The sequence below is a fragment of the Streptomyces sp. NPDC058291 genome (assembly GCF_042880855.1).
Taxonomy (GTDB): domain Bacteria; phylum Actinomycetota; class Actinomycetes; order Streptomycetales; family Streptomycetaceae; genus Streptomyces.
This window is the reverse complement of the sequence record NZ_JBHVYK010000026.1, coordinates 47,842-73,237: the sequence shown is the minus strand read 5'-3', so window position 1 is coordinate 73,237 and position 25,396 is coordinate 47,842. Positions and strand designations below refer to the sequence as shown.

General features: G+C 73.5%; 16 protein-coding genes, 1 tRNA gene, 1 other RNA gene and 1 pseudogene. 12 read left to right on the top strand and 7 right to left on the bottom strand.

Annotated elements, in window-relative coordinates:
• Nucleotides 1–5: 5 nt before the first annotated feature.
• A complete protein-coding gene (locus ACFVYK_RS16095; protein ID WP_389773810.1) occupies nucleotides 6–749 on the bottom strand; it encodes a siderophore-interacting protein in 744 nt (247 codons plus the stop codon).
• Between the two features lie 80 nt (nucleotides 750–829).
• On the opposite strand from ACFVYK_RS16095, the gene ACFVYK_RS16090 reads away from it, so the two are divergent.
• The 3 genes from ACFVYK_RS16090 (at nucleotide 830) to ACFVYK_RS16080 (ending at nucleotide 6,044) form a co-directional block, all read left to right on the top strand.
• Complete coding sequence (locus tag ACFVYK_RS16090; RefSeq protein WP_389773808.1) at nucleotides 830–2,908, top strand: penicillin acylase family protein; 2,079 nt, start codon at nucleotides 830–832, stop codon at nucleotides 2,906–2,908.
• A complete protein-coding gene (locus tag ACFVYK_RS16085; RefSeq protein WP_389773806.1) occupies nucleotides 2,901–3,506 on the top strand; it encodes a GNAT family N-acetyltransferase in 606 nt (201 codons plus the stop codon). Before ACFVYK_RS16090 ends, ACFVYK_RS16085 begins: the two co-directional genes overlap by 8 nt.
• Nucleotides 3,507–3,917: 411 nt before the next feature.
• Nucleotides 3,918–6,044, top strand: coding sequence for a copper resistance CopC/CopD family protein (locus ACFVYK_RS16080; RefSeq protein ID WP_389773804.1), 2,127 nt, complete (start codon nucleotides 3,918–3,920; stop codon nucleotides 6,042–6,044).
• A 19-nt stretch (nucleotides 6,045–6,063) separates the two neighbouring features.
• On the opposite strand, the gene ACFVYK_RS16075 is transcribed toward ACFVYK_RS16080, so the two are convergent.
• Nucleotides 6,064–6,531, bottom strand: a complete 468-nt coding sequence (locus ACFVYK_RS16075; RefSeq protein ID WP_389773802.1) for an acyl-CoA thioesterase — start codon at nucleotides 6,529–6,531, stop codon at nucleotides 6,064–6,066.
• 29 nt (nucleotides 6,532–6,560) lie between these two features.
• Nucleotides 6,561–7,739, bottom strand: a complete 1,179-nt coding sequence (locus tag ACFVYK_RS16070) for a macrolide family glycosyltransferase (protein ID WP_389773800.1) — start codon at nucleotides 7,737–7,739, stop codon at nucleotides 6,561–6,563.
• 296 nt (nucleotides 7,740–8,035) lie between these two features.
• Here ACFVYK_RS16070 and ACFVYK_RS16065 point away from each other — a divergent pair, with 296 nt between their 5' ends.
• Nucleotides 8,036–9,304 carry a wax ester/triacylglycerol synthase domain-containing protein gene (locus tag ACFVYK_RS16065; RefSeq protein WP_389773798.1) on the top strand — a complete coding sequence of 423 codons (1,269 nt, stop codon included), beginning with the start codon at nucleotides 8,036–8,038 and terminating at the stop codon, nucleotides 9,302–9,304.
• A 481-nt stretch (nucleotides 9,305–9,785) separates the two neighbouring features.
• Nucleotides 9,786–9,932 (top strand): annotated as a pseudogene (locus tag ACFVYK_RS16060) (restriction endonuclease); the annotation flags it as partial.
• Nucleotides 9,933–10,013: 81 nt separating this feature from the next.
• On the opposite strand, the gene ACFVYK_RS16055 reads toward ACFVYK_RS16060, so the two are convergent.
• The 3 genes from ACFVYK_RS16055 to ACFVYK_RS16045 all read right to left on the bottom strand — a co-directional run bounded on the left by ACFVYK_RS16055 (nucleotide 10,014) and on the right by ACFVYK_RS16045 (nucleotide 12,520).
• Nucleotides 10,014–10,157: a hypothetical protein gene (locus ACFVYK_RS16055; protein ID WP_389773796.1), complete on the bottom strand. Its 144-nt coding sequence runs from the start codon at nucleotides 10,155–10,157 to the stop codon at nucleotides 10,014–10,016.
• A 179-nt stretch (nucleotides 10,158–10,336) separates the two neighbouring features.
• Nucleotides 10,337–11,809, bottom strand: coding sequence for an ATP-binding protein (locus ACFVYK_RS16050; RefSeq protein ID WP_389773793.1), 1,473 nt, complete (start codon nucleotides 11,807–11,809; stop codon nucleotides 10,337–10,339).
• Between the two features lie 525 nt (nucleotides 11,810–12,334).
• Nucleotides 12,335–12,520, bottom strand: coding sequence for a hypothetical protein (locus tag ACFVYK_RS16045; RefSeq protein WP_389773791.1), 186 nt, complete (start codon nucleotides 12,518–12,520; stop codon nucleotides 12,335–12,337).
• Nucleotides 12,521–12,751: 231 nt separating this feature from the next.
• On the opposite strand from ACFVYK_RS16045, the gene ACFVYK_RS16040 reads away from it, so the two are divergent.
• The gene (locus tag ACFVYK_RS16040) at nucleotides 12,752–15,088 is read left to right on the top strand and encodes a 2OG-Fe(II) oxygenase (RefSeq protein WP_389773788.1); all 2,337 of its coding nucleotides are present in this window, start codon (nucleotides 12,752–12,754) and stop codon (nucleotides 15,086–15,088) included.
• 288 nt (nucleotides 15,089–15,376) lie between these two features.
• Here ACFVYK_RS16040 and ACFVYK_RS16035 read toward each other — a convergent pair.
• Nucleotides 15,377–15,464, bottom strand: a tRNA-Ser gene (locus tag ACFVYK_RS16035).
• A gap of 71 nt (nucleotides 15,465–15,535) precedes the next feature.
• Between ACFVYK_RS16035 and ffs the strand changes: the two genes are divergently transcribed.
• The 6 genes from ffs to ACFVYK_RS16005 all read left to right on the top strand — a co-directional run bounded on the left by ffs (nucleotide 15,536) and on the right by ACFVYK_RS16005 (nucleotide 25,366).
• Nucleotides 15,536–15,634: signal recognition particle sRNA small type (gene ffs, locus ACFVYK_RS16030), an RNA gene on the top strand.
• 73 nt (nucleotides 15,635–15,707) lie between these two features.
• Nucleotides 15,708–18,209 (top strand): DNA polymerase III subunit gamma and tau, encoded by a 2,502-nt coding sequence (locus tag ACFVYK_RS16025; protein ID WP_389773785.1) that lies wholly within the window; start codon nucleotides 15,708–15,710, stop codon nucleotides 18,207–18,209.
• A 204-nt stretch (nucleotides 18,210–18,413) separates the two neighbouring features.
• Complete coding sequence (gene purD, locus ACFVYK_RS16020; RefSeq protein WP_389773782.1) at nucleotides 18,414–19,667, top strand: phosphoribosylamine--glycine ligase; 1,254 nt, start codon at nucleotides 18,414–18,416, stop codon at nucleotides 19,665–19,667.
• A 500-nt stretch (nucleotides 19,668–20,167) separates the two neighbouring features.
• Nucleotides 20,168–22,435 carry a hypothetical protein gene (locus tag ACFVYK_RS16015; protein WP_389773779.1) on the top strand — a complete coding sequence of 756 codons (2,268 nt, stop codon included), beginning with the start codon at nucleotides 20,168–20,170 and terminating at the stop codon, nucleotides 22,433–22,435.
• A gap of 400 nt (nucleotides 22,436–22,835) precedes the next feature.
• Nucleotides 22,836–24,350 carry a N,N-dimethylformamidase beta subunit family domain-containing protein gene (locus ACFVYK_RS16010; RefSeq protein WP_389773776.1) on the top strand — a complete coding sequence of 505 codons (1,515 nt, stop codon included), beginning with the start codon at nucleotides 22,836–22,838 and terminating at the stop codon, nucleotides 24,348–24,350.
• 116 nt (nucleotides 24,351–24,466) lie between these two features.
• Nucleotides 24,467–25,366 (top strand): phosphoribosylaminoimidazolesuccinocarboxamide synthase, encoded by a 900-nt coding sequence (locus ACFVYK_RS16005; RefSeq protein ID WP_389773774.1) that lies wholly within the window; start codon nucleotides 24,467–24,469, stop codon nucleotides 25,364–25,366.
• Nucleotides 25,367–25,396: the final 30 nt, after the last annotated feature.

Below are 25,396 nucleotides of genomic sequence, written 5' to 3'. Positions count from 1 at the left end.
CGACCTCAGCTCGCGCGCCAGTACCCGAGGGCGTGCAGCCGCTCCTTGGGGACGCCGAGTTCCTTGCGCACGTACGCGGAGAGCGCACGGGTGGTGCCGGTGTCGCAGGCGATCCAGACGTACGGGTCGGGGGTGGCCCGCAGCAGGTCGGGCAGTTCCGCCTTCACCCGTTCGACGAGGTGCGCGCCGGAGTCCCGGCGGGGCACGTGCCGTATCTCGTGGCGTGCGGGGTCGGTCAGGAAGGGCAGGCCGTCCGCGTCGTCGGCGGAACCCTCGAACCAGACGGTGGCCGGCGCGGAGCCCAGCGCGTTCTCCCCGTCGCCGAGCAGCGAGTTGACGGCGGGCAGCGAGGCCGGGTCGCCGATCACGAGGACGTGGGAGGGGGCCGGGGAGGGCGGTTCGAAGCCGGTGCCCTGGACGGTCGCGTCGATGGTGTCGCCGGGTTTCGCGGACCGCGCCCAGTCGCTGGCGGCGCCCTCGTGCAGGGCGAACTCCAGGCTGAAGGCGCCCGCCGCCGGGTCGGGGTCGACCAGGGTGTAGGCCCGCTGGTGCGGCCGGCCCGCGTTGTCGAACCAGAGCCGTACCCACATCGTCGGATGGACGCCGGTGGCGGCGAGCAGCCCCCCGTCGGAGAGGTGCAGTCGGCGGTAGCGGTCGGTGACGTCCTGCGCGCCGGTGACGGTGAGGGTGAAGTCTCTCGCCCGCATCAGTCGGAGGACCGCGCCCTCCCAGCCCCGCCCCTGCGCCATGAACTCTCCACCCCTCGCGTACGATTCCCGGACGACGACTACTTAGGGCAGCCTAACCTAAAGCGTAAAGGGACCGCAGGGTGACCACCGAGATCTACCGCGACGCCTGGGGCGTCCCGCATCTGCGCGCCGGCGGCGCCCTCGCCCTCGCCCGTCTCCAGGGGCTGGTCACCGCTCGCGACCGCGCCTGGCAGCTGGAGGTCGAACGGCACCGCGCGCGGGGCTCCTCGGCCGCCTTCCTCGGCCCCGACGCCCTGTCCTGGGACCGCTTCGTGCGCCGCGCCCGCCTCGACGACACGGCGAGACGCTGCTTCGCCGAACTGGCGAGACGGGATCCCGAGACGGCCGACTGGGTACGGGCGTACGTCGACGGCGTCAACGAGGGGCTGTCCGGCGCCGACGCCCCCGAGTTCACGGCCGTCGGCCTCGCCCCCGGCCGCTGGGAGCCCTGGACCCCGCTCGCCGTCTGGCTGGCCACGCACATCCTGTTCGCCGGGTTCCCCGCCAAGCTGTGGCGCGAGGAGGTCAGCCGGCGGCTGGGCCCCGAGGCGGTCGCCCTGTTCGCCGCCGACGGGCCCGGCTCCGCGGGCAGCAACGGCTGGCTGCTCAGCGGGGACCGCACCGTCACCGGGCAGGCGGTCATCGCCGGCGACCCGCACCGCTTCGTCGAGGACCCCGGCGTCTACCAGCAGATCCGCCTGGCCTGCGACGAGTTCGACGTCGTCGGCCTCGCCGTCCCCGGCGTTCCCGGCATCGCCCACTTCGGCCACACCGGCACGGTCGCCTGGGCCATCACCAACGCCATGGCCGACTACCAGGACCTCTACCGCGAACGGCTGCGCCGCACCGGCGCGGGCGTCGAGGCGCTCGGCCCGGACGGCGTCTGGCGGCGCGTCGCCCGCCACACCGAGCTGGTGCGCGTCGCGGGCGAGAAGACCGTCGAGGTGGAGGTCCTGGAGACCGAGCGCGGCCCGGTGATCGCGGGCGGACCCGAGGGCCTCGACGACGGCGCCCCCCTCGCACTCGCCCTGCGCTACCCGCCCCGCGTCACCTCCGACCTGGGCTTTGAGGCCCTGCTGCCGCTGCTGCGGGCCCGCCGCGTCGCCGACGTGGACCGCGCCTTCGACCTGTGGGCCGAGCCGGTCAACGTCGTCCAGGCCGCCGACGTCGAGGGCGGCCTGCTGCACCGGGTCGCGGGCCGGGTGCCGCTGCGCGGCGCGGCCAACGGCACCCGTCTCGTCCCCGCCTGGGAGCCCGGCCACGAGTGGACCGGCTGGCACGAGACGCCCCGCGCGGGACTGACCGACGGTGTCGCCGTGATGGCCAACCAGCGCGGCCCGGCAGCCGGGTTGGGCGTCGAGTTCGCCGCGCCGCACCGCGCCGACCGCATCCGCGCGCTGCTCGCCGAGCGCCGGAAGTGGTCCGCCGCCGACATGCCCGCCATCCACACGGACACCCGTCTCGCCTCCGCAGCGGCTCTGTTGGACCGCCTGTCCGCCCTCGAAGGACTGACCGGACCCGCCGCCGAACTACGGGAACGACTGCTGCGCTGGGACCGCCGCATGGACGCCGACAGCCGGGACGCGGCCCGCTTCGCGGCCCTGCGCAGCGCCCTCGTCCGCCGTCTCGCCGCCCACCCCGCCTTCGCGGCCCTGACCGCACCGCCCGCCTATCCCGACGTCCTCCTCCCCTGGCTGGCCCTGCTCCCGCGCATCGGCTTCGCCCTGGAACACCTGCTGCGCGCGCGGGAGTTGTACGGGATCGACCGGCAGCGGCTGGTGCGCGAGGCCGTCGAGGAGGTCGCCGAGGCGTTCGCCGGACAGCCGGAGGCCCGCTGGGGCGACACCCACCGCCTCGCCGCCTGGCGCGCCCTGCCCGACCCCTCGGACGAGGCCCCGGCCCTCGACGGCGACCACGACTGCGTGCTGTGCACCTCGGCCGTGCCCGGCTGGACCGACCTGGCCGCGCGCGGCCCCGCCGCCCGCTATGTGTGGGACCTGGCCCGCCGCGAGGACAGCCTGTGGGTCGTCCCCTTCGGAGCGTGCGGCCTCCCCGACCACCCCCACCACCACGACCAGCTGCCCCTGTGGCTCAAGGGCGAGCTGGCCCCGGTCGTCACCGACTGGGCACGGCTGACGAAGGAGAGCGACCATGGCTGACCGCCACCCGCCCGCATACGTCCACGAGCAGACCGTCGAGGGATTCGGCGCCGTCGGCCTGCGCCCCCTCCACCCCGAGGGCGACGCGACGGTCGTCCACGCGTGGGTGAGCCAGGAGCGGGCCGTGTTCTGGGGCATGACCGGCCTGACCCGCGACCAGGTCGCCGAGACGTACGCCCACCTGGCCACCCTGGAGACCCATCACGCCTTCCTGGCCGAGCTGGACGGCGTCCCGGTCGCCCTGCTCCAGACCTACGAGCCCGCCGCGGACCGGATCCGCGAGGTCTACGAGGTGCGGGCCGGCGACATCGGCGTCCACCTGCTCCTCGCCCCGGCCGGCGAGGGGGGTGCGACGCCCGGCTGGTCGGCGGCGCTGATGGGGGTGTTCGCCTCGTACGTCCTGCTCGGCCTGGACCGGCGACGGGTCGTGGTGGACCCCGACGTGCGCAACACCAAGGCCGTCGCCCGCTTCCTGCGCCAGGGCTTCGAGGCGGGCCCGGTCGTCACGCTCCCCGAGGTCGACCTGCCCGACGTGTACCTGCCGGAGAAGAAGGCCCAACTCGCCTTCCTGCACAGGGATGCCGCCTTCCCCGGATGACGGCCCGGCCCGGCCCGGCGGCGCGGGGCCGCCCGCACCCGTACCGGCGGCGCGCCTCGGTCCGGCCGGACGGTGAACCGGATGCCCTGTGCATGCGTACGTATCCGCGAGCACGCGAGTCTCGGATCACGGGTTTCGAGCAGGCCTCGAGCAAGGCGGAGCGGTGACGTGAGCGAAGGCCACGAGAACGGACGACAGGACGAGAGGCCCCCCGGCGACGTCCGTCACGGCGACGTCTGCCACGGCGACATCCGTCACGGCGACGGTCGCCCCGGCGACATCCGTCACGGCGACGGTCGCCCCGGCGACGTCCGTCACGGCGACGTCCGCCCCGGCGTTGGTCGCCACAGCGGTGGCCGCCCCGGTGTTGGTCGCCACAGCGGTGGCGGTCGGCGGCGGCTTCGGGGGCTGGTGCTGCTGGGCTCCGTGCTGGTCCTGCTGCTCCTCGGCGGCGGACCGGCCTCCGCGCACGCGGCCCTGCGCGGCGCGGACCCCGCCGACGGAAGCGTCGTCAAGACGGCCCCCCGCTCCCTCACTCTCGCCTTCACCGAGTCCGTGGGCCTGCTCGACGACTCCTTCCGCGTCTTCGACCCCGACAACCAACGACTGCGGACCGGCAAGGCCGAGCACGCCGACGGCCGCGCCGACACCGCACGCGTGACGCTGCCCGACCACCTCGGCGCCGGCACGTTCACGGTGGCCTGGCGGGTCGTGTCGGCGGACAGCCACCCGATCGCCGGCGCCTTCACCTTCTCCGTCGGCAAGCCCTCCGCCGTCCCGCCGGCCCTGCCCAGCACCTCCGTCGAGGACCCGGCCACCAGCGGCCTGTTCAACATGGGCCGCTACATCGCCTACCTGGCCGCGGCCCTCCTGATCGGCACGGCCGGCTTCGTCGCCGTCTGCGCACCGCCGGACGTCCGGCCGCTGCGCAGGCTCCTGCTGACCGGCTGGTGGGCGCTCGTCGGGTCGACGGTGTTCCTGCTCCTGCTGCGGGCCCCCTACGAGACCGGCTCCGGCCCGGCCGGGGCCCTGGACCTCTCGGGCCTCACCCGCACCCTGGGCACCCGTCCGGGCCTGGCCCTGGCCGTGCGCCTCGCCCTGCTGGCCGCGGTCGCGGTCCTCCTCCGGGGGCAGCGCGGTCTCCTGGACGGGCGCAGGGGCGAGCGCCCGTCACGCGCTTCGCTGCTGACCGGCGCCGGGCTGGCGGTCGGCCTGACCCTGACCTGGGCGTCCGCCGAGCACGCCTCGGCCGGCATCCAGGTCCCGGCGGCGATGACGTCCTCGGTGCTGCACCTGCTCGCGATGGCCGCCTGGCTGGGCGGCCTCACGGCCCTGCTCACCCTGCTCTACCGCGCGTCCGTCCCCTCCCACGTGGTGAACCGCTTCTCCCGGCTGGCGGGCCTGTCGGTGACGGTCCTCGTGGTGACGGGCGTCTACCAGTCCTGGCGCGGCCTCGGCTCGGCGTCCGCCTTGACGGACACCACGTACGGCCGTGTCCTGCTGGCCAAGGTCGCCGCGGTGACGCTGCTGCTGCTGGCGGGGGCATGGTCGCGCCGGACGGTCCGCGGCCCCGCACGGACGACCACCGCCACGGCTGAGGAGGCGCCCGCCGCGGCCGAGGCGAGGTCCGAGACGGTCGCGGCGACCACCGGGCCCGAGGCGACCACCGGGACCACGAACGCGACCACCGGGACCACGAACGCGACCACCGGGACCACGAACGCGACGGCCGGGGCGGTCGGAGCCAGGGGGGCGGCCGGGGTCGCCGTGGCGCTGAGGAAGGAAGTCCGCGTCACCGAACCGGTGGGCGGCTCACCGGACCGGCCGTCGGACGACTCCTCGCTGGACCGGCCGTCGGACGACTCACCGTCGTCCGGTATCCGGCCGACCGGGGACGACCGGGCCGAGAAAGACCAGACCGAGGACGTCCGTGACGAGGACGTCCGTGACGAGGACGTTCATCACGAGGACGTTCCCTCCGAGCAGCCCGCCGCCGGCTCCGGACGCCAGGCCCCTAGGCCACTCGCTCCGGCCGGTGAGGACCGGCGTCGGACGCTGCGCCGCTCCGTGCTGACGGAGGTCGCCGTCTCGGTCGTCGTGCTGGTTCTGACGACCGTGCTGACCGGCACCCTCCCGGGCCGGGCGGCGAACGAGGCGGCGGCGGCCGAGCAGACGGCCGGGCTGCCCGTGGCCGTCGTGACCGACGTCCCCTTCTCCGTCGGCTCCCCGGGGGCCGGCACCGCCAGCGGCAAGTTGCAGGTCACCCTCGACCCGGCCAGGGTCGGAGGCAACAGCGTGCAGGCCGTGGTCTACGGCCCCGACGGCGGCTTCGCCAACGTCCCCGAACTGCGCATCTCCTTCAGCCTCCCCGACCGGGACGTCGGCCCCCTCGACTCCAGGATCACCGACCGGGGCGGTTACTGGGCGTCCGACGCCGTGAACCTGCCCATGCCGGGCGAGTGGGAGATGAAGGTGACGATCCGCGTGTCCGACATCGACCAGGTGAGCGTGTCGAAGCCGGTCCGCGTCGAACGCTGACAGGACCCGGGGGCGGGGCTCAGAGCCCCGCCTCGGGCGTCGCGTGCCGGGCCGCCAGGTCGCGCTCCGCCTCCTCCAGCCGACGGGAGCAGCGGGCGTCCGGGTCGTAGGCGACCGCCGTGCTCACACACGTGCAGAACACCCGGGCGTCACGGGTGACGCGGCTGGTGATGCGGAAGGACGAGCGGCGCAACTCGCCGATCGTGGTGGTGATGGTGACGGGCTCCGGCTGCAGCACCAGAGGCTCGGAGTAGTCGAGTTCGTGGCGTGCGTAGACGAACCGGGGGCGGATCTCCTGCCCGGGCAGCCCGGGGCGCAGATAGAACATGTCGATGTGGGCGTCCTGGATCATCTCCAGCAGCCGGACGTTGTTCACGTGGTTCAGGGAGTCCAGGTCGCTCATGCGGACCTGGCGCAGATACAGGTGCGGCCGGCAGTCCGGCAGGGTGCTCGTGCGGCGGATGTCGGCCGCCAGGGCGTGGGTCAAGACGTCACTCCTAGGAAAGGGCTGCGGGCCTACCGGGCCTGTTCGGTCAGGGCCCGCTCGATCAGGTCGGCGGCGGCTCCCGCCCCTCCCGCCGCCGCGATCTCCCGGCGCATGGCGGCCACGCCGGCGCGGATCTCCCGGTCGGACGAGACCCGCAGGACGGCCTCGCGCAGCGCCTCCGGAGTGACGGTCTCGCGCGGCAGATGGACGCCGAGCCGCAGGCGTTCGATCTGCGCGGCGTTGACCCGCTGCTCGGCCATCTGCGGGACCGCGACCAGCGGAACGCCGTGGTGCAGCGCCTCCATCGTGCCGCCCATCCCCGCGTGGGTGACGAAGGCGGCCGCCTGCGCGAGCACCGCCAGCTGGGGCACGTGCGGGTGCGCCTCGACGTTGTCGGGGAGCGGCCCCAGCTCGTCCGGCGCGACGGCGGAACCGACGGACATCACCACGTGCCAGGGCAGTTCCGCGAAGGCCTCGACGCACGACCGGTAGAACTGCGGCCGCCGGTTGAACTGGGAGCCCAGTGACACCAGCAGCACCGGCCGGTCCGGCCGCGGCGGCCGCCAGGAGCCCTGGTACGAGCGGTCCCCGAGGGCGGGCCCGACATAGGCGACGCGGCGCGCCATGACGGTGTCGGCCCTGCGCTGAAAGGCGCGCGGGAAGAACGCGACGGCGTGTTCCGGCTGCACGAGCTCCTGGATCCGCGAACTGTCCACCCCGTGCTCGGCGAACGCGCCCACGAGCTGGGCGAAGCCCGGCACCTGGGGAAGGCCCGGCACGCCGAAGAACTCGGGGACGATGCCGTCGTAGGCGAGATGGGTGGGCGACGCCACGACCGTCGGCGTCCGCCAGCGGGCCCCCAGCAGCAGGCCGGCCAGGCCGTAGACGTCGCACAGCACCAGATCGGGCCGGTCCCGCTCGTACGCCCTGGTCAGGGCGGGCAGACCGGTCAGGGCCAGCCGGACGACCCGGGCGAAGCCCTCGCCCATCTCCTCGGGCGCCTCCGAACCGTCCCCCGTGTCCGGATAGAACACGGGCTCGGCGCCGGCCGCCTTCACCTGGTGCACGAAGTCCTCGGTGACGGCATAGGTCACCCGGTGCCCCCGCCGTACGAGCTCCTCGACGACCCCGAGCGTCGGATTCACGTGTCCGTGCATCGGGACGTTGAACACGGCGATGTGCGCGGGATTCGCACGAGTACCAGGCACGACACGTAACTCCTGTCCGGCGCGGAGCCGGGGCGGGGACCGAGGACGGCTGACGGGGCGTCCCAACGCGGACGCGGAGCCCCGATTAAAGGCGCTCCGGCACCGCTCCCGACCGCAAACCTGCTGCAGTGTCACCCCATCAGGGAGCCTGCGGGCCCGCGCGTTGACATCCGCGGGAGGCGCGACACGTGACCGCCGGTCGGATCGGCCGTTGGGGTACAGGACGTCGTCCGCGAGCGGCCGGTCCACGACAGGGCCGGTCCACGACAGGGACGGCCCACGACAGGAGCAGTCTCATGCCCGGATCGCATCTGCCCTTGCTGGAAGAGGGGATGGCCCGCTGGCCGTTCGGCCCGCCCAACGCCGGGATCGCCCTGGACTTCGCGGGCGCCCCGCCTGCGCTGGAGGAGCTGCGGGCGCTGGTGGAGGAGCGGTGGAAGGCGCTGCCGCGGCTCACCCAGACCCTGGTCGCTCCGGGTGGCGCGCGGCCGCGCCTGGCCTGGTGGACCGGCCGGCACCGCTGGGCCCGCGCGGACGGCCACGAGCTGGGACGACAGGTCGACGGCGCGGACGGCACCCTGCGGGACGCGGTGCGGCAGTGGTTCCACACGCCCTTCCCCGCCGATCGCCCGCCGTGGGGACTGCACCTCCTGCGCGGTTCGACGGAAGGCGAGTTCTCCCTTCTGTTCCGGATGCACCACAGCCTGCTCGACGGGCGCTCGCTGACGACCCTGCTGCGCGCCCTCCTCGACGACGGCCGCCCCCTGGACTGCGCCGCCTCCCTGGCCGTGCCCGGCCCCCGGAGGCGGACGGCCCGCCCCGCTCCGGGGGCGGGCGGCCCACCCGGCCTGCTGACCATGGGACGCGCCGTCCCGCTGCCGCACCGGGGCCCGCGCGAGCCCGCCTACGCGCTCGTCGCGCTGCGCGCCGACGTCCTGAGGGCGGCACGGGAAGCCGCCCCGGCGCGTACGGCGACCACCAACGACGTGTTCCTGGCGGCGGTCACCGGAGTCCTGCGCTCCCGGCTCGCGGACTCCGCCCCCGACTCCCGCTCCGCCCGGCGTCAGGTCTGGCTGTCGGTTCCTGTCGACGAACGCCCCGAAGACTGCGGGGAGTTCCTGGGCAACGCGTTCGCCAACGTCCGCGTCCCCGCGCCGGTGACGCTGGCCGACCCCGCTGCCCGGCTGACCGCCTGCACGGGTCTGCTGACCACCGTCACCCGGCCCCGGAGCACCGCCGAGAGACTGGTCGAGGGCACCCTCGCGGCACTCCCCGGGGCGACCATGGCGCTGGCCGGCGGCACGATCTTCGCCCCTGACTACGCCCCGGCCGCCTGCTCCTACGTCCACCTGCGCGAACAGGGCCGGACCCTGGCCGGCCGGCCGCTGCGCAGCCTGAACATCGTCCCCATGGTGCCCCCGGCCGACACGGCCACCTTCGCCCTGGGCGGCTGCACCCGGGGCCACACCCTGAGCGTCGCCACCAACTCGGGCAACCAGGACGCGACCCTCCTGGCCGAAGCCTTCCTGACCGAACTCGCCCTGCTGGCGGAGGGGGGCGGCTGAGGCGGTCCGGGGACCCAGCCCGTGCTGAGGACGACGAGGCCCCGCGTCGGTGTGGCCGGCCTCACTGTCGTGGACGACGGTTTGGTGGGCGACCGCGCTGATCTTGCCGAGCCCTCGACCGTGTGCGGCGTCCTGGTGCTCGATCCCGGGGGCGGGACAACGACGAAGGGCCCCGCCGCGAACGGTGGGGCCCTTCGACATCGTGCCCGGTGAGGCACTGGCGGAGGATACGAGATTCGAACTCGTGAGGGGTTGCCCCCAACACGCTTTCCAACTGTTCGTCTGGGGGTTCGGGAGTGATCAGGAGTGTCCTGACCTGCGGTGGAAGGGTGCATCCAGAGGCTTCTGGACGCTGCTGAACGGAGGTGAATGCAACCAGAACTGCAACCGAGGCTGCCCCCGTTTCACCCAGGTCAGCGGTCGGATTCGAGCTATTGGCCAAGAGGCGGCCTACCTTCGCCACCACGCGGCTGTCGACAAGATGTCCGGCACCGAATTCGAAGAGTTGGTCGCGGCTCTCTGCCGGTGTGACGGCTGCACCGACGTCCGCCGCGTCGGCGGCTCCGGAGGCAAGGGCGCTGACGTCACCGGCCGCCTCCCGGACGGCCGCACAATGATCACCCAGTGCAAGCGCTACGCCATCACCAGCACTGGCCTGAGAATCTCACCAGGCTCCGCACTCCCCGTCAGAGAACCGCAACGCAGCCGGCTAGCGCTTCTTGGTCTTCTTCTTCTGCGGCGGGTTCCACTCGCCGCGGTGCAACTGACAGCGGGGGTAACCGATCATCGCCGGCTTCTGGCATCGCTTGCCGGTCTTGGTATGGGTCGACCCGCACTTGACCTGTTTGCCCATTCGTCCCCCTCTGTCCGGTCGGAGGTGTGCCATGCCAGGCCCATCGTCACCGGCCGGCGCTGCGAACCGTTCTACCTGTGCGCGTATTCGACTGATTCCTGCTCAGCTTTCGGGTCCGGATCACGACATTCCCGCCCGGGTCGATCAACATCAAGGCAGCAGCATGCTCAGCGCTGGCGTTATGCCTGGCCGTACAGGGCTGCCAGATCGATCAGCTGAATGCCAGGGGTGGTGTCGGCGGCGATGCGGGCCTTGTCGTTGAAGCCCGCCCCGCTGAAGCAGATGAGCTGAGTACGGGTGGTGTCGTAGCGTCCGGCCTGGGTGATGAGGTCACGGATGTGCCGGAGGCGATCGATGTGCGCGATGCCCATGGTGTCGTTCCACTTGGCTTCTCCGATGGCCAGCAGTGGCGGCTTGCCGCCGTCCGCGATGCCGATGACCGCCACATCGATCTCGTGGCCGGTGCGGGCTTTGGGGTCATGGACGACGCCGTGTCCGACGCGGGCAGGGAGGCCGCCGAGCAGGTCGGGGTCGGCGTGGTGGAGGGTCCAGTCGCGGCAGACCTGTTCGAAGTGGGGGCCGAGGACGTTGCTGGTGAAGCGGCGACGGCTGGCCTGCCAGACCCGGGCGGCGCTGCCGGGCCGTTCCAACTGGTCCCAGACCGGGCGCATGATGGCGTGGTAAAAGCCGATCAGCGGTTCGGCGATGCGGTAGGTCGGGCGGTTGTCGCGGAAGGCGTCGGCGTCGCGGTGCAGCAGGCCGGCGTCTTCGAGGACGTTGATGGGGTGCGCGATGTCGGTGGCCTTGCGTTCCAGGTAGCCGGCCATACCTCCGCGGGTGGCGTTGCCGTCGGCGACGGCCGCCAGGACGGACAGGTACAGGGCGGTGTCACGCAGATCAGGCTCCTCGGCCAGCAGGTAACGGGCTTCGCGGAAGAGCGGCGTCTCGGGGTTGAGGACCGTACGTACAACCCAGGCGTCGAAGTCGTCGGGCCCGTTGGGGCTGTCTCCTCGCGCGAACTCGCGCCGGTAGGCGGGCGTACCGCCGACGATCGCGTTGACCTGCAGGGCCAGCCGGGGGTCGGTGATGTTCCAGAACTCGGCGGCGAGGCGGTGGTCGAGAGGGCGCACGACAAGTTCCAGTCCCGCCCGGCCCCTCAGTGGTGCGTTGCCGGACAACAGCTTGCCCATGAAGGACAGGGCCGAGCCGCACAGCAGCAACCGCGAACGAGAGGCCGTGCGCTGCTCCCGCAGCGGACGGAACGCCTCCTGAATGATGGAGGGCAGCTCCGGATTGGCTCTGACGAGGTACGGGAACTCGTCGATCACTACGGGCAGGGGGCGCTCGGAGCCGAGGGCCAGGAGTGCGTCGACAGCTTCCGCCCAATGTGCGAAGTGGTAGGGGCTGGCGGGCCGGACATGAGCGGTGAGCGCCGTGCTGATCCGGCGCAGGGACTCGGCGTCAGCGGCCTCGGTCGCACCGAAATAGAAGCCCCCCTCGGCACGGCAGGCCGCGTCGAGCAGGAAGGTCTTGCCCTGGCGCCGCCGACCGGAGACCACTCCGAGCGTGGCGCCGGGCTGTTCATCGCCGATGAACCGGGTCAGCGCCGACCACTCGTAATCGCGATCGAACATCTCGGCAGGCTTGTCCACAGGCCCCCTCGGTTAGATGTAGAAGTACGTATCTATAAAACGTACCCCTATATGCGTGCGGCTGCCGACGCGCGGAGGAACGGCGCATCGCATGGGGAAACCTGGGTGGCCCACGCCACCCACCCCGATGCCGCCACCAGCGCCAGTTCCTCAGGCGATCGCAGGCCGGGGAGCCACGCGACCTGCTGGGCGCCGAGGTGCACTTCGTGCGAAGTCCGGCGCGGGCTCATAGCCGAGGGCGCGGGCGTAGGCCACACGACCGTGCACGATGCTCTGCGCCTGCTCCAGGCCGTCCGTAGCGGCGGTTGGTCGAACGCCCGGTAGTCACGTACGTAGGCGTCCAGCGATCCTCCGCCCATCACCTGCGGGCCGACGGTGTCCTTGACGCCGAGGCAGTAGACGTCGACCAGGAACCCGCAGAGGGTGACCCGGCTGGCACGCTCCTGTCAGGTGATCAGGGTCGTCCGCGCGCGCCCAGTCGGGGGCCGCGGACAGCTCCAGGTCGGTGTTCCAGCCGGCATTGATTCAGCAGCCCACCACCGGGCGCTCGGTCGGCGCGGCCGTGCTCTGCTGTTCGTGGGCCACCTGGCGCACCAGCGCGCTCGCCAGGGCCGGCTTTAGTCCGAGGGCCCGCGCGGTCCGCTTCGGTCCGCTGTCCTTCTCCCGCAACGACCGTACCTGGGACAGTAGTTGCGCATCGTCGTCGTTCACGGAGCCATTGTTCCGCAACGCCGGGGTGTCAGGTGCGGGGACTGGCTGTTCCCGTTGTCCGCGGAGGGGGGACGCGCGTGGGCACGCGGGCCCGACCCGGCTGTTCCCGGTGGCCCGTCCCTCCGTGCCGGGGAAGGCGTTCCCATACGGGTGAGACGGTCACCCGGGGTCCCGCTGCTTCGTAGAGTCGGATCGAGACGACACGGCCGCGGGAACAGGGAGGACGGAGCGATGGCCAAAAGCGCGAGGGAGCGGCTGGGCGTGCTGCTCGGCGGGTCGAAGGCGGCGGAGTTCAGCGCCCGGCTCGAAGCACCGGCGGACGGCGTCGGCCTTGAGGTGGCCGGGGTCGGACCGGTGCGTCTGCCGCTGCGCGCGCCGCAGGTGAAGAAGCTGATCGCGGTGGCGCGCCCGGCACTGTTCGGCCGGGGGGAGGACACCCTGAGCGACAGCAGCGTGCGGGACACCTGGCAGATCCCGCCGGACCAGGTCACGCTGGGCGGCCCGGCCTGGCCGACGTTGCTCTGCGGCGCGCTGGAGCACTTCCGCGACGAGCTCGGGCTACCGGCGTCGACCCGGCTGCGGGCCGAGCCGCACGCGCTCCTCGTGTACGGCAAAGGGCAGTTCTTCCTCCCCCACCAGGACTCGGAGAAGGACGACGCCATGGTGGGCACGCTGGTGCTGTCGCTGCCCTCGGCACACACCGGCGGTGAGCTGGTCATCGGGCACGCCGGGCAGAGCCGGACCTACCGTGCGTCGAAGACAGAGCTGAGCCTGGTGGCCTTCTACGCCGACTGCCCGCACGAGGTGACACCGGTCAGGAGCGGCTACCGGGTGACCCTCACGTTCAACCTGCTGGCCGAGCGGGGGGCCCCGGAGCAGGAGTCCGGCCCGCTCGACGACATGGCGCACTGCCTGGAGCAACACTTCAACGCACCGGCCAGGCCGCGCTACGGCGGCCAGGACCTCGATCCGCCCCGTCGTCTTGTCTACCTGCTCGATCACGAGTACACCCAACGTGGTCTCGGCTGGGACCGGCTCAAGGGCGCCGACGCGGAGCGTGCCGCGCTGCTGCGCGCCGCGGCCGCCCAGGCGGGGTGCGAGGCGGTACTCGCCCTCGCCGAGGTGAAGGAGACCTGGGACGCCACTCCGGCCGGGTACGACCTCTGGGACGACTACGGCTACGACGACGAGGACGACGAGGGAGAGGGAGAGGGAGCAGCCGGGGTCGACGGCGCGGGTGCCGACGAGGACTACGAGCTCGGCGAGCTGATCGACGACGAGATCACCCTCGACTGGTGGACCGGTCCGGACGGCGCCGACGGCGAGCAGATCTCGCTGTACGTCCGCGACTACGAGAGCTGCGCCAGTACCCCGAGTGCGGACCTGAAGCCCTATGACTCCCAGTACGAGGGCTACATGGGCAACTACGGCAACACGCTGGACCGCTGGTACCGGCGGGCCGCTGTCGTGGTGTGGCCACGAGAGCGGGCCTTCGCGGCGCGCGGCGAGGCCGGATCGCGGTGGGCACTCGAGGAACTGCAGGCGCGTATCACCAAGGGCGACCGGGACGGCGCACACGCCGCGGCCGAGTCCCTCGCGCCGTTCTGGAAGGGCAGTGGGGCACAGCCCGGGCAGCTGGGGAGCGCGCTGCGGGTGGCCGAGGGCCTTCAGGCGCCCGGGACCGCCGCGATGCTCCTTGAGCCGTTCCGGATCGACGCGCTCACTCCGGAACACGCGGACGACCTGGCCGCGGTGGCGAAGCGGTACGACGTCGCGTGGCTGGGCCAGGTCACCGAGGGCTGGTTCGGCGGCGCGCAGAACCGCTTCGAGGAACACCGGTACGACTGGACCGAGCGGCTTCCCCAGCTGTGCGCGGCGCTGAGCTCCGCCCGGAGTCCGGAGGTGGCGCAACTGCTGTCGACCGGGGCCTGGGCCCAGGTGGACGGTGAGCTACGGCTGTGGGCCGAAACCGGGCCGGCCGAGATCCGCCGCGCGCGGTTGGAGCAGCTGAGCCTGCCGCTGCTGCGCGTTCTGGAAGCGGCCGACGCGAAGCTGCGCGGCCGGATCATGGCGGCGTTGCGTTCCTTCCCGGACACGGTCCTCGAGTGCCTGCTGCCGATGCTGCGCCGCGCGGCGCGGGAACAGGCGGGGTGCGAGCCCCGGGCGGCGGGGCTCGCAGCGGTGGCACAGGAGTGCGGGGACCGGCTCGGCGCGCTCGCGCGACGGGCGCCGCGCGCCGCGGATGACTGGTCGGTGGCGTGGACCGGGTGCGGCTGTGAGCTGTGCGGCACCCTGGGCGCGTTCCTCGGCTCCCGTTCGCGGCAGACGCTGGAGTGGCCGCTGGCGAAGGACGGGCGGCGGCACGTGCACAGCAGGATCGACACGGCCGAGCTGCCCGTTGACCATCAGACCAGGCGGCAGGGACGCCCCTACACGCTGGTGCTGACGAAGACAGAGGAGCTGTTCTCGCACGAGCTGGCGACCCGCCGCCAGGCCGGAGCCGACCTGACCTGGCTGGCCTCGACATGGAACCTTTCCGGCGAGGTCGGAGCTGAGCCGAGGCCGTGACACGAGGCGTGGGGCGCGGGAGCGACGTCGGCGAAGGCTGCCAGGGCGTCCGGCGAGGCGAACTCCTCCCAGTCGCCGCCGACGGCCGCGACTACCGCCAAGTTCCGTAGGCCCTCCGCAGTGCAGGTTGGTGCCGACTGCCCGCCGGGAGTCGCGGGGGCGTGCAGCTGCCTGTTCGTCGAAATATTCTGAATGTCGCTTGTAAGGGCAACCAAAACTGCAACCACACACGAAGAAGGGCCCCGCTGCGAACAGCGGGGCCCTTCGACATCGTGCCCGGTGAGGCACTGGCGGAGGATACGAGATTCGAACTCGTGAGGGGTTGCCCCCAACACGCTTTCCAAGCGTGCGCCCTAGGCCACTAGGCGAATCCTCCGGGGCAAACAATACAAGACGTTGAGGAGTGCTCGCGAACTCGTTCCTCCCGCTCGGATCCTGTAACCTGTGCGAAGCCCCTCACGCGGCGCTATCTGACTGAACTCCCCCAGGGCCGGAAGGCAGCAAGGGTAGGTCGGCTCTGGCGGGTGCGTGGGGGGCGCTTGCGTTCCCGGGCGGGGGCCGGCGGGCGGCGGGGCCGGGCGTGGGTCCGATGTCGGTGGTCGCCTATAACCTCGTATGCGTGTCTTCCCTCGCGCTGTACCGCCGTTATCGCCCGGAGTCGTTCGCCGAGGTCATCGGGCAGGAACATGTCACCGACCCGCTGCAGCAGGCGCTGCGGAACAATCGGGTCAATCACGCGTACCTGTTCAGCGGGCCGCGTGGATGCGGGAAGACCACCAGCGCGCGGATCCTGGCGCGGTGCCTGAACTGCGAGCAGGGGCCCACGCCGACGCCGTGCGGGGAGTGCGAGTCGTGCAAGGACCTGGCCCGCAACGGACCGGGCTCCATCGACGTCATCGAGATCGACGCCGCTTCGCACGGCGGTGTCGACGACGCCCGTGACCTGCGGGAGAAGGCCTTCTTCGGGCCGGCGGGGAGCCGCTACAAGATCTACATCATCGACGAGGCCCACATGGTCACGTCGGCCGGCTTCAACGCGCTCCTCAAGGTCGTCGAGGAGCCGCCGGAGCATCTGAAGTTCATCTTCGCCACCACCGAGCCCGAGAAGGTCATCGGGACCATCCGGTCCCGTACGCATCACTACCCGTTCCGGCTCGTGCCGCCGGGAACGCTGCGGGAGTACCTGGGCGAGGTGTGCGAGAAGGAGGGCATCCCCGTGGACGAGGGCGTGCTGCCGCTCGTCGTGCGCTCCGGCGCGGGTTCCGTGCGTGACTCCATGTCGGTCATGGACCAGCTGCTCGCCGGAGCCGGCGACGCCGGTGTGACGTACGCCATGGCCACTTCCCTCCTGGGCTACACGGAGAGCTCGCTGCTCGACTCCGTCGTCGAGGCCTTCGCCACGGGGGACGGGGCGGCCGCCTTCGAGGTCGTGGACCGGATCATCGAGGGGGGCAACGACCCGCGGCGGTTCGTCGCCGACCTGCTGGAGCGCCTGCGGGACCTCGTCATCCTCGCGGCCGTCCCCGACGCGGCGGAGAAGGGGCTGATCGACGCTCCCGTCGACGTCATCGAGCGCATGCAGGCCCAGGCCGGCGTCTTCGGCGCCGCCGAGCTGAGCCGGGCCGCCGACCTGGTCAACGAGGGCCTCACCGAGATGCGCGGCGCCACCTCGCCCCGCCTCCAGCTCGAACTGATCTGTGCGCGTGTGATGCTGCCGGCCGCCTATGGGGACGAGCGGTCCGTCATGGCCCGCCTCGACCGCATCGAGCGCGGTGTGAACTTCTCGCCGGCCGGCGCCGTGCCCGGCCACGCGCCCGTCCAGGGCGTGCCCGGGATGCCGGCGATGGGGTACGTGCCCGGCTCCGAGGCGCACGGCGGCGCAGGCCTGGCCGACGCCGGGTCGACCCCGGCCGGCTCCGGGGCCGCCGCTGCCCGCGCGGCGGTTCGGGGCCCGGGGCCAGGCCAGGGATCAGGCCAGACGTCGGGGCAGGGGGCCGCGCCCTTCCCGGCTGCGGCACCGGCGGCGGTCTCCGCCTCCGACCAGTCCCCGGCCGCTCCTCCTGCGGCCTCTCCTGCGCATGCGCCCACGCCCCCGCCCGCCCCGTCCGCCCCGGCTCCCGCTGCCGCGCCCGCCGCCCAGTCGGTCCCGCCGCAGGACGAGCCCCCCGCCCAGCCGGCTCCGGGCGCCTGGCCCACCGCCACGGCGGTCGGCAGCGGGCGGCGACCCGGCGGCTGGCCCACGGCCGCACCCGCGGGCGGCGGCGGACGGCCCGCCGCGAGCCCGGCCCCCGCCCCCCGGACGGGTCCCGCGGCCCCGGCTCCGGCAGCCGCCCCGGGCCCTTCGTCGGCCTCGGCGGCCGTGCCCGCCGGGTACGCGCCCCCGTCCGGCGGCCCCGATCCCCGCACGCTCTGGCCGAACATCCTCGAAGCCGTGAAGAACCGCCGTCGTTTCACGTGGATCCTGCTCAGCCAGAACGCCCATGTCGCCGGCTTCGACGGCACGACCCTCCAGATCGGCTTCGCCAGCGCCGGCGCCCGCGACAACTTCGCGAGCAGCGGCAGCGAGGACGTGCTGCGTCAGTCGCTGGCCGAGCAGTTCAACGTCCAGTGGAAGATCGACGCGGTCGTCGACCCGTCCGGCGGTTCGGCGCCCCCGCCGTCCGGTGGCTTCGGGGGCGGTGGCGGCTTCGGCGGCGCCCCCGGCGGTTACGGGACGTCCGGCGGACCAGGCGGTACCGGCGGGTACGGCAATCCGGGCGGCGGCGCGGGCCCGGGCGGCGGCGCCGGCTACGGCGGTCCAAGCGGTGACGGGACGACGACCCCGTCGGCCTCCGCCTCCTACTCCTCGACCTCGACCTCGCCCTCTGCGTCCGCTTCGGCCTCCGGACCGGCCGGGGGCGCGTCGGCCCGCCACAGACCCCCCTCGGCGTCCATGCAGGCCTCCGCTCCCGCCGGTTCCGCACCGGGCCCCTCCCGACCGCCCGCCCCGGAACCGGTGGCCCCCGAGGACGACACCCCCGAGGACGACGACCCCGACCTCAACGAGTCCGCCCTCTCCGGCTACGAACTGATCGTGCGTGAGCTGGGGGCGACCGTGGTGGAGGAGTTCACCAACGAGTAGCGAGGGAATCCCTTGACGGGCAGCGAGGGACTCCCGGCCGCACGCGCTCGACGGCACCTCGCTGGACCGCAGCCGAACCCGCCGAAACCTCGCCCCACCTCCCCTCGGCGGACCGCCGTTGTTGGAGGAAAGCACAGGGTGCGCGGAGCCCGTCCCTCGGCGGCCCGCACAAGGCGCGTCGCCCGCGCCGGTTAGGCTGACCCCGTGAACGTCCTCGTCATCGGCAGCGGCGCCCGCGAACACGCCCTGTGCCGCTCACTGTCCCTCGACCCCGCCGTCACCGCGCTGCACTGCGCGCCCGGCAACGCCGGCATCGCCGAGGTCGCCGAGCTGCACCAGGTCGACGCCCTGGACGGCGCGGCCGTCTCCGCGCTGGCCGTCGAACTCGGCGCCGAACTGGTCGTCGTCGGCCCCGAGGCGCCCCTGGTCGCCGGGGTCGCCGACGCCGTGCGCGAGGCCGGCATCCCGGTGTTCGGCCCCTCGAAGGAGGCCGCGCGGCTGGAGGGCTCGAAGGCGTTCGCCAAGGACGTGATGGCGACCGCCGGCGTGCCGACCGCCCGCTCCTACGTCTGCACCACCGCCGACGAGGTCGCCGAGGCCCTGGACGCCTTCGGCGCGCCGTACGTCGTCAAGGACGACGGTCTGGCCGCCGGCAAGGGCGTCGTCGTCACCGACGACCCGGAGGCCGCCGCGGCGCACGCGGCGGCCTGCGACCGGGTCGTCATCGAGGAGTTCCTCGACGGCCCGGAGGTCTCCCTCTTCGCGATCACCGACGGCGTGAGCGTCGTCCCGCTGCAGCCCGCCCAGGACTTCAAGCGTGCGCTCGACGGCGACGAAGGCCCCAACACGGGCGGCATGGGCGCGTACTCGCCCCTGCCGTGGGCCGACCCGAAGCTGGTGGAGGAGGTCCTGGAGACCGTCCTGCAGCCGACCGTCGACGAGATGCGCCGCCGCGGCACCCCGTTCTCCGGACTGCTCTACGCGGGCCTCGCGATCACCTCCCGCGGTGTCCGGGTCATCGAGTTCAACGCCCGCTTCGGCGACCCCGAGACGCAGGTCGTCCTGGCCCGGCTGAAGACCCCGCTGGCCGGGGTCCTCGCGGCGGCCGCCACCGGCGGGCTCGCCGACCTGCCGCCCCTGCGCTGGAGCGACGACGCGGCCGTCACCGTCGTCATCGCGTCGCACAACTACCCCGGCGCACCGCGCACCGGCGACCCGATCACCGGGCTCGCCGACGTGGCCGCCGAGGACGCCCCGCACGCGTACGTGCTGCACGCCGGCACGAAGCAGGACGGCGACGCGGTCGTCAGCGCGGGAGGCCGTGTGCTGTCGGTGACCGGGACCGGCGCCGACCTCACCGAGGCCCGCGACCGCGCGTACCGGGCGGTCGCGCGCGTCCGACTCGACGGTTCCCAGCACCGTACGGACATCGCCGAGAAGGCGGCGGCGGGCGCGTAGCGCGTCCTACGCGCCTCCCACTGCACCACCCACGTCAGAAGCCCGATCAGGCGTCGGCTCCGGCCTTCGCGCAGGCGTCGGCTCCGGCCTTCGCTCAGGCATCGGCTCCCGCCTTCGCTCAGACGTCGCCTCGGGCCTTGGCTCCGGCCTCCGGCCTCCGCCCAGGCGTCCGGTCAGAGGCCGGGCCGGGTGCTTCATCAGGCGTTTCGCAGGCCCCGGGCCACCAGGAACCTCCGCACGGGGGAGCCGGGGAACCCGGGGCCTGATCCTTGCCCACCGTCATACACCTTTCCCCATAGCCATTCCATCGAGTGACCCTGCAGCATCCGGCTGACGGGGGCCGGACCGCCAACTAGGGTGCGGCGCAAGCCTCCCGGCCCTCGTTCCGGCACTTGGCCCACCGGCATTGCGATGTCAGTGGTCGGTGCCACAGTGGGGGAGTGAGCACAGCGAAGACAGCCGGGGGACACAGGACTGCAGGGAGGGGGTGACGTCCGGCCGTGACCGGTATGGGTGTGGAGATGGGCGCGCAGGCGGCGCGTGCCCGGGCAGTGGCCGTGCTGCGCATCCGCAGCCGGGCGCTGGCCGTCGCGCTGCTGCCCGCGGCCGCCGCCGTGATCCTGGGCGCGGGGGGCGTCACCGGGCACCTCGTGGGCCCGGGATGGGACGTCGCGCGCGCGGTCGTGTACGCCGTCGCCCTCGTCGTGCTGCTCGCCGCCGGAGTGATCGGCCTGGTCGTCGCCCGCGCCCGGCCCGCCGTCAGTCCCACGGTCGCCGTCGCCGAAGGAGCGGCCCCCGATCTCTACCGGCTGGTCCGCGACCTGGCCGACCGCCTCGACGTCCCCGCGCCCTCGGCGATAGCCCTCACGCCGGACTGCGACAGCTGGCTGGAGGACCGCACCCATCCGGCCCACGGGCCGCCCCCGCCCCGCGAGGGCGACGAGATAGCCGGCCCGGGCGGTATGCACGGACCGCTCCACCGGCGTACGACGGCGGCGCCCGTCCTGGTCATCGGCTCCCCGTTCCTGTGGTGGATGCGCGTCGGCGAGCTGCGTGCCGTCCTCGCCCCGGTCGTCGCCGGGACCGGCCCCTCGGCGCACCCCGACATAGCGGCGGCCCGGCGCTTCGTGCGCGGGCTGGACGCGGCGGTGGCCGTCTGCGCCCAGCGGGGCAGCCGGCACCCCGTCCTGCGGCCCGCCTGCTCGGGCATCGGCTGGATGGCGCGTCTCATGCTGCACGGCTGCCAGGTGCACGCCGGCGAGATGGAGCGCGGGGTGGCCGCCGCGGCCGCCGAGCGCGCACAGGCCGTGGACTACGGGCTGCGGATCGTCGCACAGGAGCAGGTGGGCCTGGCGTACGCCGGCTGGGACCGGCTGCTCACGCGCGTGGCGCTGCCGGCGTGGCGGATGGGCCGCTGGCCCTCCCGGCTCGACGCGGGAGTCGTCGCCGCCCTCACCGAGCTGTCCCGGCGCGACCGGCTGGCCGAGGGCTTCGCCTCCCGTCTCGGCGAGCGCCCCGCCTGCGACCTGCTGGAAGAGCCCGGCACCGTCGACGAGGCAGCCTCGCTGCTCGCCGCCCGCCTCTTCCACGGCGGCCCGGCGGAGCCCGGCCCGGACTGGTCCCCGGTCGCCTGGGAGGACTACCCGGACGAGGTCGTCGACCGCAAGTGGCGCACCGACGCGGCCCGTCTCCACCGCGTCCTGGACGCGCTCGGCGTCCGCCGCGCCCCCGACCCCGCGACCGTCCGCCACCCCGGCGGCCCCACCCTGGCCCGGGTCCTGGACCACCTCACGGACGGCACCCACCCGGCCGCCCGGACGTCGTACGGCCGCCCGTCCGCCCCCGCCCCCGACCGCCGGACAGGAGCCCAGCCTCCGGCCGACGCGCCCCCTCTGACAGCGGACCCGGCCCATCGGGCGGACCCGGCCCCGGACCCGAATCCGGCGTCCACTTCCGGTCCGGCGTCCGCCTCGAACCCGGCGAACCCGAACCCGAACCCGGCGAACCCGAACCCGAACCCGAACCCGGCGAACCCGAACCCGAACCCGGCGAACCCGAACCCGAACCCGGCGAACCCGAATGCGGTCTCCGCCCCGAGCCCGGCGTCCGGCCCGGACCCGACCTCGGACGCCCCGGACCCGAACCCAGTCGTCGGACCGCACGAGCATCCGTCCCCCGCCTCCGGCCCGGCGTCCCAGCCGGGGCAGGCCCCCGACCTCCCGCTCGTCTCCGCGGCCCAGGCCGCCGACCCCCTCACCGCCGGGGATTCCCGTCCCGCGCCCGGCTCGCCCCCCACCCCCACCTCAGATCCGCCCTTCGTCTTCCCCCCCGACGGCGAGGACGATCCGCCGCCCGCCAACCCCCGCAGCGCCGCGCTCGCCGCCCGGCTCGGTGTGGAGGTCGGCCGGGAGGAGGCGTCGGTCGTGCCCGCGGCCGACACGGGACCGCTCGCGGCCGGGCAGGGGCCCGACACGGCCCTCTGGGACGACGCCGCGCTGCCCCTGTTCCCGCTCCAGCCCCCGCGCACCGACCGTGAGCTGCTCGCGGACCACGTCACGGCGATGGTCTGCTGCGCGGCGATGGACACCGTGGGCGCGACACCGGGCCTGGACTGGCTCGACGGGCCGACCCTCCTGGTCGACGGCGAGCGCGTGGCCGACCTGCCCTCCCGGGTCCTCAGCCTCGTGGAGGACGGCGACGCCGGCCCTTTGCGCACGTGGCTCGTGGAGCTCGGGATACGGCCGGAGAAGCCGGTGCGGCTCGGCTGAGCACGTCCCGCGCCCCGGCCGAACATCCGCCGCCAGCCGCCAGCCGCCAGCCGCCAGCCGCCAGCCGCCAGCCGCCAGCCGCCGACGGCTGCTTCCCGGCCGCCCGCAGAACCCGAACCGCAGTCCTGCCGCCCGCAGTCCTGGCGCCCGCGCTCCTGCCACCCACAGCCCGGCGCCCCGCCTCGCCCCCGCCGGTCGCCGGCGGCTAACGGAGGAGTGAATTCCACTTTCGGCCAATTCGCAACGACTAGTGACTGCCTGCGCGCGTTATGTGATGTGCTGGGACCGATAGAGCCCATGGCAAGGGCTTGCGACATAGGACAGGCGGCGCAGGACCGAACACACAGGGCGGTCACGTCCGTACGAGCAGGCGCGGGGGCACGAGGGAGGGGAGCACACCATGGGACCCGGACCGGGACCGGAGCACATCCGCCGATGGGAGTCGGGAGCACTGGCCCACGCCGTGACCGACCCCTTCGGCCAGGGCCCGGTGCCCTGGCTGCGCGGCAGCGAGACCTACTTCGACGACACCGGCCAGGTGGTCCCCTGGTACGTGGACCCGGCGGCCCCCGCCGTGGCGCCGGGCGGCCCCCGCATCCCCGGCCCCCGCACCGCGCCGGCAGCCGGCGGCCCCCGCTCCGCGGACGACGTGCGCCGTCAGATCAAGGGCTTCGTCTCGACCGGCGCGGTCGCGCCCGGAGAAGCCGTCGACTTCCACGTCACCGTCGACCCGCCGCAGGAATTCAGCGTCGACGTCTACCGCATCGGCCAGTACGAGGGAGACGGCGCCGCCAAGATCACCACCAGCCCGCGCCTGTCCGGCATCGTCCAGCCCCCGCCGCTGACCGCCGACCGCACGGTCTCCTGCCACCACTGGTGGCTCTCCTGGCGTCTGCAGGTCCCCTCGTACTGGAACGTCGGCGCGTACGTCGCCGTGCTGACCACCGCCGACGGCTACCGCTCCCACATCCCCTTCACGGTCCGCGACCAGCACCCCGCCGATCTGCTCCTGGTGCTGCCCGACATCACCTGGCAGGCCTACAACCTCTATCCCGAGGACGGCCGCACCGGCGCCAGCCTCTACCACGCCTGGGACGAGCGGGGCCGTCTCCTCGGCGAGGCCGACGCGGCGACCACGGTCTCCTTCGACCGGCCGTACGCGGGGGCCGGCTTACCCCTGCACGTCGGCCACGCCTACGACTTCATCCGCTGGGCGGAGCGCTACGGCTACGACCTCGCCTACGCCGACGCCCGCGACCTGCACGCCGGTCACGTCGACCCGTCCCGCTACCGTGGCCTCGTCTTCCCGGGGCACGACGAGTACTGGTCCGCGGCCATGCGCCGCACCGTGGAACTCGCCCGCGACAGCGGCACCTCGCTCGTGTTCCTGTCCGCCAACTCCCTCTACTGGCAGGTGGAGCTCGGGCCGTCGCCGTCCGGCGTGCCCAGCCGGCTGCTCACCTGCCGCAAGCGCAAGGGACCCGGCAAGCCCGTGCTGTGGCGGGAGATCGACCGGGCCGAGCAGCAGCTGGTGGGCATCCAGTACGCGGGCCGGGTGCCCGAGCCGCATCCGCTGATCGTGCGCAACGCCGGGCACTGGCTGTGGGAGGCGACCGGCGCGGTCGAGGGCGACGGCATCGAGGGCCTGGTGGCGGGCGAGGCCGACCGCTACTTCCCGCGCGCCCCCCTTCCGCGGCACGACGACCGCATCCTCCTCGCCCACTCGCCTTACCGCGACGGCGAGGGCGTCCTGCGCCACCAGGAGACCTCCCTCTACCGCGCCCCCTCGGGAGCCCTGGTGTTCGCCTCCGGCACCTTCGCCTGGTCACCGGCCCTGGACCGCCCGGGCCATGTGGACCCCCGGGTCCAGCGCGCCACGGCCAACCTGCTGGACCGCATCTGCAAGCGCTGCTGACGAGGGCCGTCGACGCGGGCAGCGCCGCAGGCCCCCGCTGACCCCACCCGCTGTCCTCGGTCTGTCCCGATGTACGGGACAATCAGCCTCTCAGGACAGAACCACGGGGAGGAACCGTGTCCGGATTCGTAGAAAAGCCCGAGCCCCTTCAGGTGCCGGGCCTGGTGCATCTGCACACCGGCAAGGTGCGCGAGCTGTACCAGAACGAGGCGGGCGACCTCGTGATGGTCGCCAGCGACCGCACGTCCGCCTACGACTGGGTGCTGCCGACCGAGATCCCCGACAAGGGCCGCATCCTCACGCAGCTCTCCCTGTGGTGGTTCGACCGGCTCGCCGACCTGGTCCCGAACCACGTCCTGAGCACGGAGCCGCCCGCCGGGGCCCCCGCCGACTGGGCGGGCCGCACCCTGATCTGCAAGTCGCTGCGGATGGTCCCGGTCGAGTGCGTGGCCCGCGGCTACCTCACCGGCTCGGGCCTCGCCGAGTACCAGGAGTCCCGCACGGTCTGCGGCCTCGCCCTCCCCGAGGGCCTGGTCGACGGCAGCGAGCTCCCGGCGCCGATCTTCACCCCGGCCACCAAGGCCGCGGTCGGCGAGCACGACGAGAACGTCTCCTACGAGGAGGTCGCCCGGCAGGTGGGGGCCGACACCGCGGCCCAGCTGCGGCAGGCCACCCTGGCCGTCTACAGCCGGGCCCGCGACATCGCCCGCGACCGGGGCGTCATCCTCGCCGACACCAAGTTCGAGTTCGGCTTCGAGGGCGAGACCCTGGTCATCGCCGACGAGGTCCTCACCCCGGACTCCTCCCGGTTCTGGCCGGCCGACCAGTGGCAGCCGGGCCGCGCGCAGCCCTCCTACGACAAGCAGTTCGTGCGGGACTGGCTGACCTCGGCCGAGTCCGGCTGGGACCGCCGCGGCGAGCAGCCCCCGCCGCCGCTGCCCCAGCACATCGTGGACGCGACCCGCGCGAAGTACGTCGAGGCCTACGAGCGTCTGACGGGCACCGCCTGGGCGTGAGCGCCGACGCCAAAGGCCCCGGTCGATGAC